The organism is Bacillus sp. JJ1773, from assembly GCF_036962035.1.
Taxonomy (GTDB): Bacteria; Bacillota; Bacilli; order Bacillales; family Cytobacillaceae; genus Cytobacillus.
In genome coordinates this window covers 1-6,935 of record NZ_JBALNX010000066.1, presented here as the reverse complement: position 1 = coordinate 6,935, position 6,935 = coordinate 1, and the positions used below count along the sequence as shown (strand labels likewise).

Genomic DNA, 6,935 nt, shown 5'->3' with positions numbered 1-6,935 from the left:
TACGGGCTGTTGATCCCCTGCTTAGAAATTTTTGTCTTACTCAACTTCTTGAAGTGGTGGGTCTTACAGCCCGTTAATCTGCGATAAAAATCTTTTCTTTGATTAGTATGTAACCGAATTGATAGGAAATAATGTTAAAGCGCATGAAACTTGGGGAGGGCTAGACTATTTGGTCTAGTCTTTTTCCTTTTCGTTTCCATATAAATGAAGGCAGCTACTGCTTAATGTATAAAATAGAATAATAGAAAAACTCTAACTTTTATATAGGGAATATTCTTTTTGACTTCAACTTGAAGTAGAATAGAATTAGCAGTGAAATTGACAATAAATACATAAAAATGATGGGGGAGGAGTTTAAAGATGGGGTTACGTGATAATACGGTCATCGGCTTTATTGGAACAGGTGTCATGGGGAAAAGTATGGCAGGGCATTTGCTTCATGCAGGATATCCATTAATTGTTTATTCACGGACAAAAACGAAAGCTGAAGATTTAATTGCTAAAGGTGCAGAATGGACAAATTCTCCTAAAGATGTTGCAGAAAAGGCAAATGTCATTATTACAATGGTTGGCTATCCTTCAGATGTGGAAGAGGTATATTTAGGGGAAAATGGAATTATTACAAACGGACAAGAAAAATCGTTTGTCATCGATATGACAACGTCCACTCCAACTCTTGCTAAACGAATATATGAAGAGGCAAGAAAAAAAGGTATTTTCGCTCTTGATGCACCAGTATCTGGAGGTGATATCGGTGCAAAGGAAGCAAAGCTTTCAATCATGGTTGGCGGGGAGAAAGAATCATTTTTGGAAATGGAACCAATCTTTCGCTTAATGGGAACAAATATTGTCTATCAAGGAAATGCTGGTTCTGGACAGCATACAAAAATGTGTAACCAAATAGCCATTGCTTCGAACATGATTGGAGTATGTGAAGCGATCGTTTATGCAGAAAAGGCTGGTCTTGAACCAGAGACTGTATTGAAAAGCATATCGACAGGTGCTGCAGGCAGCTGGTCCCTTTCAAACTTAGCACCAAGAATGATAAACGGAAATTTTGATCCTGGATTTTATATTAAGCATTTCATTAAGGATATAAACATTGCTTTACAAGAAGCTGAGGGAATGGGGATGGATACACCTGGCTTAGCATTGGCAAAGGAAATGTATGCAAAGCTTGCTGAAGCCGGGGAGGAAAACAGCGGTACTCAAGCACTTTATAAGTATTGGGATCGTTAATGAATAATGAAATCCTCTTTATATAATAATAAATTTGATTGTTATTAAAAGGGGGTTCTTCTATGGCAAAAAAAACGAAAAAAAATGATCCTCAGCAAAAAAATAAAAAAGGCTTCGATTCAGCTGTATTAGACACGGAATTTGCACATGAAATGGGAAGTACCGACACAAATAAAATTCATAAGGATAAAGCAAAAAAGGAAAAAGCAGCGAAAAATAATGGGAAATATAAGGGATAATAACAAAGGTGAGCTTAAAATGGCTCACCTTTTCCTCTTTATTAATATCCGTAATCCCAGTCAACTTCATTTTCATGCCAAAAAACTGGAGAAACTGGACCAAAGTCAAATTCAATATTTTCTAGAGTGCATTTGCAATGGTCACACCCACTTTGTGCCTCCATTTCTTCAAAAGTAGAATGGTCTACGTTTTCAATAACAGTAACTTTTTGATTTTCTTGAAATAGGATGGCTGTGCCTTTCATCATGATATAGCACCTCTTTAAATTTTATTAGTTGTTATCTTTTATAACTCAATTTTATAATTCATAGGGATCGGTGTCTATGGATATGTGAAGTTGTTCACAAAAAAGTCGAATTATTCAAGGATAAAATTATTCTGCCTAAAAAGCCAATAAAATGGTATTTTAGTAATGTTAATTATTAGAAATTATTGAGTATAATATAAAATGCTATTAGTATAATAGAAGGTCATTATTTTACTATAAAGTGTTTTGGAGGTAATACTGTGGAAACGATTTTGGATAAACAACCGTATGAAGAAAGGAAGGAATACGGAGGATTTTGGATTCGATTTGCAGCTTATATAATTGATTCCATCATTATTGGTGTGCCATTATTTATCGTTACGATGATTATTTTTATGATCTTTTTTGGGGGCACTGGTGCACTTGATTTACTTTTTGGCGATCCGTATGCAACCGAAATAACTGATGAGGAAGCACTCTTACTCTTTGGTTCTTATTTAGGAGCACTTGGGCTATCATTATTAATTAATATTATAGGGGCCGTTGCTTATTTCGCTGGTTTGCACGCTTCAAAATGGCAAGCAACTGTAGGAAAAAAATTGCTAGGATTAAAGGTTACGGATTTAAAAGGAAACAAAATTTCCTTCTGGCGAGCTTTAGGCAGATATTTAGCAATGTCTTTTTTATCAGGAATCCTATTAATTGGTTACATTATTGCTGCCTTTACGGAGAAAAAGCAATCCCTTCACGATTTAATTGCAGGTACGACTGTCATAAAAAAATAGTAAAAAAGCTGCGTTGGAAAAAAACAATGCAGCTTTTTTTAAAGAGGAAATTCTGTAAATGTTGACGAATTAATAAAAATATTAAGGGGTTTTAGGATGAAAATGAATGATATTCAAAATCATTACGAAGCGTTTTCCGAGTGGTTACGTACTTTAAAAGAATTAAAGGATGATTTGTGGATGGTTCCTATATCAGAAGGAAAATGGCCGGTACGGGCGGTAATAGCACATTTACTATATTGGGACCGTTATTCAATAAATGAACGTTTTCCTTTTTTTAAAGAGGGAGCAAAGCTTGATAAATTCCCTGATTTTCAAAAAGTTAATGACCAGGCGGCAGAATACTCGAAGAATGTTTCAAAAGAGAAATTGTTAGATGAGCTATTATCCATTAGACAACAATTTGTTTCTATGATTAATCAAATGAATGAAGATGAGTTAGAAGTTGCCTTTCATATAGGTGATCATAAATTAACTATTAAAGACTATTTTAAAGATTTTATTGAACATGATCTGCATCATAAGGAACAGGTGAATCGGGTTATTGGACAAATATCTTCAAACTAATGTTCGGAATGTAGAAAAAGCAGGCGGATAGCCTGCTTTTTCTATTTCAATAGTGACCAAAGCTATGAGAAAATTATTCACGAAATCTTTTAAATTATTTCAAGAAAAATTTCCTATTCGTGATATAGTAATAGGTATAATTGTTCATTTCATTTACAGGAAGGGCGAAGTTTGCGTGGAACATAAAAAAGGAATATTGTTGGAAAGCGGAACAAATGAATTGGAAATTGTTGAGTTTGGTATAGGGAAAAATAAATTTGGAATAAATGTGATAAAGGTAAAAGAAATCATTAACCCTGTTCCTGTTATACAAGTACCTCATGCTCATAAAAATGTTGAGGGCATTATTGAATTGCGAGGAGAAGTGCTTCCTGTTGTCAATGTAGCTACCGCATTAGGTTTCCCCCCATCTGAGAATCCTCAGCAGGATAAATTTATTGTCGCAGAATTTAATAAGCAAAAAATCGTTTTCCATGTACATAGTGTGACACAAATTCATCGGATTTCTTGGGATCAAATAGAAAAGCCGTCTGAAATGTATCAAGGTCCTGACAGCCAGATTATTGGAGTCATCAAGCTTAATGGAGAAATGATCTTATTATTAGATTTTGAAAAAATTGTTGTGGAAATTAATCCTGAAACGGGGATCAACGTTCAGCAAGTTCAAAAGCTTGGGAAACGGGAACGATCTAATAAACGACTAGTGGTGGCAGAGGATTCTCCATTATTACGTAAGCTTCTACATGATACGTTAAAGGAAGCTGGGTTCCAATATATAGAGTTTTTTGAAAATGGCCGTGATGCACTAAATTATTTAGAAAACATCATTCAAAGCGGAAAGAATATTGTTGATGAAGTTCAGCTTGTAATTACAGATATTGAAATGCCTCAGATGGATGGGCATCATTTAACGAAACGTATTAAAAGTAATCATGAATTAACAAAAATACCTGTCGTTATTTTTTCTTCCTTAATTACAGATGATCTTCGCCATAAAGGGCAAATGGTTGGAGCAGATGCACAAGTAAGTAAGCCTGAGATAGCTGAGCTTGTCCTGCTTATTGATAAGATAGCACTTTAGGATGACAAAAAGAAATAGGAAAAAGCTAGGATCCCTTAATAAATGGGACCTAGCTTTTTATTTTAAAAATAACTTTCTCCCAGCTTTTTAAATACTGGTTTATTATATGACCGTTTTTTATGTGATGGGGTGTCATTAACTTCCTTAAGTCCTGTATAAGATATTAGAAGTTTTTTGGCTTGGTTTAAGGAGAGAGTGGATCTTGGATTTCGTATATGATCATTTAATTTTCCTAAATGTGGCAGTTCAGCAAAGTCGGCTTTCGATGGCGGCAAATGAAATGAATAATCACCACATTCAACAAGTACATCTGATTGCTGCTGACTATATTTAGGATTACCTGAGAAATGAAGCCCCACCTTATTAGCTTTCCCTTCTCTAATAAGCTTGTGTAATGCATTCTGTTTCAGCTTATATAGGAATTTTGGGTTCGTTGCTGTTTTTGCATGGCGATTAACGGTGAAGATTGCTTGTGAGAGGTTTTCAACCGTTGGATGTAAATGATGAGGATTGTCTTTCTTTTCCGAGTTCAATAGTATGACTCCTTTCAAATATTTAGGGGTATATTGCTATTATACCCCTTTTTTCAAAAAAATGAAAATAAAATAGATAATATATTCCAGATTAACGGAAATTCCTCTTAGTAGTAGAGTCTATTACAAAATTTATTAAGTTGTTTTCTGTAAAACTTCCGTTTCATGAGTAACTATTGGTGTCTTCAATTTTTGTACAATGAATAATAATACGAAGCTGCCTAATAAGCATGTTGCAAGGCCAGCACCAATTAAGACAGCAGGTACACCAACTGCTTTTGCTATAAGAGCTCCTGCCGCAGGAGCAATTAACATTGAAAAGGTCTGTAAAGACATGGCCGCAGATGATACTCTGCCCATCAAATGTTTTGGTGTTTCAGACTGCAAGACAAAGCCATATGGAACAGCCTCTCCTGAGCCTAGTAATCCTAGAAAAAATGCGCCAATTATCCAGAGATAGGGTGGAAGCTGTATGAGACCCATACCTCCTAGGCCAACTAGGATTATCAGGCTCCCGCTTAATAGAGAAGCTCCTGACATGAAATGAATGGGTTTAATTCTCCACATCGTCCATTGCCCTAAAATAAGAGAACCAATAACACTGCCTAACCCTACTCCGCTTATGAGCAAACCAAAATTCCCTTGAGAAAACCCGAGAAGTTGAGCAATAAAGACAAAGAGACCATCGTATAAGAAAATAATAAAAAAAGCGACTGAAGATAAGAGGATTGAAATTTTTAATAGGGGAGTTCTCGCAATATGTTTAATTCCTTCTGTTAATTCTCTCCAATAACTACTTTGTTTTTCAATTGTATTTTTTTCAGAACTATGTTTAACAAATGAGTCTTCATCCAGTTTTGGCATACTGATTAAAAAAATGATCGCAATGATAAAACCACAAGCTTCAAATAAGAATGGGCTCTTTACTCCGAATAGGGCAATGATGCCTCCTCCGAGTGCAGGGCCAATAATTTTCATCGTATTGACAGAAAGCTGGCTAAGTGTAACAGCTTCAGGCAGCTGATCTTCGGGTACTGTCATTCTTATCGTACTTTGTCTGGCTGGGTCGTATAGTGCAGCAACGGTTCCTTTCAAGAAAACAAAAACAAGCAGGTAGTAAAGATTTGGTGAAAAAAACAACCCTAATACGAAGACAATTCTTAAAATTAAGCATACTATCATCATCTTTTTCTTCGGTAAGCGATCAACAAATACACTTGCAAATGGGCCAATAATAACCCATGGAAGACCTAACGTAATAATGACAGAAGCAATTGCCGATTCATCAAGTCCCCAATGATAGGCTACTATTACTTGTAATGCAACGAAATCAAGCCAATTTCCTAAATCTGAAAATACCTGTGCTCCAAACAGGGAGCGAAAGGGAGGGATTTTAAGAGTCTTAAACATGCCTGTTTTCATTTTTAGCTCTCCTTTTTTCTAAAATGGCTTCTCTTCGCCTTGCTAAAAGCTTATCCATGTTGTTATTCGGGTCCTGGCCTTTTGGAAGATTATCTTCTTCCAATGCGAGAACGGTTTCCTCAATCCATAATAATTCTGCTTCTAGGCGAATTTTTGCGTACCTGATGGAAAGCATTCCTAATTTGCTAATAAAGGAATAGCCATTTGTCGGCCATTCTTTGACAAAGTTCAAAATATCCTCTGTTTCCTCCTTCCTTTTCAGCAAATGCTTAATGAGTATAGAGGTATCCATATCTTCATGCCAAGTTGACATTTTCATAAAAAGTTCATCTTTAATAACAGGGTAAGCTGGCGGCATGCGGAGCCAATTTTCAAATTCTTCCCACCCCTTTGGTGTTAGTTCGTACAGTTTCTTTTTTCGGCCTTCTTCCTCCTTTTCAATGGGAAAAATATAGCCTTCTTGTTCGAGTTTTTTTAACTTTGGGTAGATACTTCCATAACTCATCCCCCAATATAATCCTGCCGCCTTATGCTCAAATTCAGATTTAATATCGTAGCCGGAACTAGGCCAAAAGCTTAATACTGCAAGTATTGTATGCTCGACTGACAATGAAAAAAGCTCCCTTCCATATATCTTATTGATATATCAAGATGATATATCATAATGATACATTAAGACAGCCAAATAATGCAAATATTATTTATTTTTCAGCATTTAAACAGTTAACTGCAAAATGTATGACAAACAAGCCTGTCTTTTTTGTCATTTTGTATTATAATGAAAAAATAATATGGAGAATTTGTAAACATTAGGGACATTT

At 35.5% G+C, this 6,935-nt stretch carries 9 protein-coding genes; 5 read left to right on the top strand and 4 right to left on the bottom strand.

The features are described 5' to 3' along the window. Positions 1-360 precede the first annotated feature (360 nt). Together V7127_RS19260 and V7127_RS19255 are read left to right on the top strand one after the other, a co-directional pair. The gene (locus tag V7127_RS19260) at positions 361-1,239 is read left to right on the top strand and encodes an NAD(P)-dependent oxidoreductase (RefSeq protein ID WP_335355345.1); all 879 of its coding nucleotides are present in this window, start codon (positions 361-363) and stop codon (positions 1,237-1,239) included. 62 nt (positions 1,240-1,301) lie between these two features. Next, positions 1,302-1,478 carry a hypothetical protein gene (locus tag V7127_RS19255; RefSeq protein ID WP_335347206.1) on the top strand — a complete coding sequence of 59 codons (177 nt, stop codon included), beginning with the start codon at positions 1,302-1,304 and terminating at the stop codon, positions 1,476-1,478. A gap of 41 nt (positions 1,479-1,519) precedes the next feature. Here the strand turns inward: V7127_RS19255 and V7127_RS19250 are convergent, their stop codons facing one another. Next, positions 1,520-1,726, bottom strand: coding sequence for a hypothetical protein (locus V7127_RS19250; RefSeq protein ID WP_335347207.1), 207 nt, complete (start codon positions 1,724-1,726; stop codon positions 1,520-1,522). Between the two features lie 260 nt (positions 1,727-1,986). Between V7127_RS19250 and V7127_RS19245 the strand changes: the two genes are divergently transcribed. The 3 genes from V7127_RS19245 to V7127_RS19235 all read left to right on the top strand — a co-directional run bounded on the left by V7127_RS19245 (position 1,987) and on the right by V7127_RS19235 (position 4,159). Next, on the top strand, positions 1,987-2,511 hold the full coding sequence (locus V7127_RS19245) for an RDD family protein (protein WP_335347208.1): 525 nt from the start codon (positions 1,987-1,989) through the stop codon (positions 2,509-2,511). Between the two features lie 96 nt (positions 2,512-2,607). Further along, the gene (locus V7127_RS19240) at positions 2,608-3,078 is read left to right on the top strand and encodes a DinB family protein (RefSeq protein WP_335347209.1); all 471 of its coding nucleotides are present in this window, start codon (positions 2,608-2,610) and stop codon (positions 3,076-3,078) included. Positions 3,079-3,253: 175 nt separating this feature from the next. Next, positions 3,254-4,159 carry a chemotaxis protein gene (locus V7127_RS19235; RefSeq protein ID WP_335347210.1) on the top strand — a complete coding sequence of 302 codons (906 nt, stop codon included), beginning with the start codon at positions 3,254-3,256 and terminating at the stop codon, positions 4,157-4,159. A 62-nt stretch (positions 4,160-4,221) separates the two neighbouring features. Here V7127_RS19235 and V7127_RS19230 read toward each other — a convergent pair whose 3' ends face one another. The 3 genes from V7127_RS19230 to V7127_RS19220 form a co-directional block, all read right to left on the bottom strand. Then, a complete protein-coding gene (locus V7127_RS19230; RefSeq protein ID WP_335347211.1) occupies positions 4,222-4,692 on the bottom strand; it encodes a YkyB family protein in 471 nt (156 codons plus the stop codon). A gap of 135 nt (positions 4,693-4,827) precedes the next feature. Next, on the bottom strand, positions 4,828-6,114 hold the full coding sequence (locus V7127_RS19225; RefSeq protein ID WP_335347212.1) for an MFS transporter: 1,287 nt from the start codon (positions 6,112-6,114) through the stop codon (positions 4,828-4,830). Beyond that, positions 6,095-6,724: a PadR family transcriptional regulator gene (locus tag V7127_RS19220; protein ID WP_335347213.1), complete on the bottom strand. Its 630-nt coding sequence runs from the start codon at positions 6,722-6,724 to the stop codon at positions 6,095-6,097. The genes V7127_RS19225 and V7127_RS19220 overlap by 20 nt, the downstream gene beginning before the upstream one ends. Positions 6,725-6,935: the final 211 nt, after the last annotated feature.

What these genes read in the sequence shown, in the direction of transcription:
- V7127_RS19250 (WP_335347207.1), bottom strand. Translation starts at nt 1,726, where the DNA reads ATGATGAAAGGCACAGCCATCCTATTTCAAGAAAATCAAAAAGTTACT.
- V7127_RS19225 (WP_335347212.1), bottom strand. Translation starts at nt 6,114, where the DNA reads ATGAAAACAGGCATGTTTAAGACTCTTAAAATCCCTCCCTTTCGCTCC.
- V7127_RS19260 (WP_335355345.1), top strand. Translation starts at nt 361, where the DNA reads ATGGGGTTACGTGATAATACGGTCATCGGCTTTATTGGAACAGGTGTC.
- V7127_RS19255 (WP_335347206.1), top strand. Translation starts at nt 1,302, where the DNA reads ATGGCAAAAAAAACGAAAAAAAATGATCCTCAGCAAAAAAATAAAAAA.
- V7127_RS19240 (WP_335347209.1), top strand. Translation starts at nt 2,608, where the DNA reads ATGAAAATGAATGATATTCAAAATCATTACGAAGCGTTTTCCGAGTGG.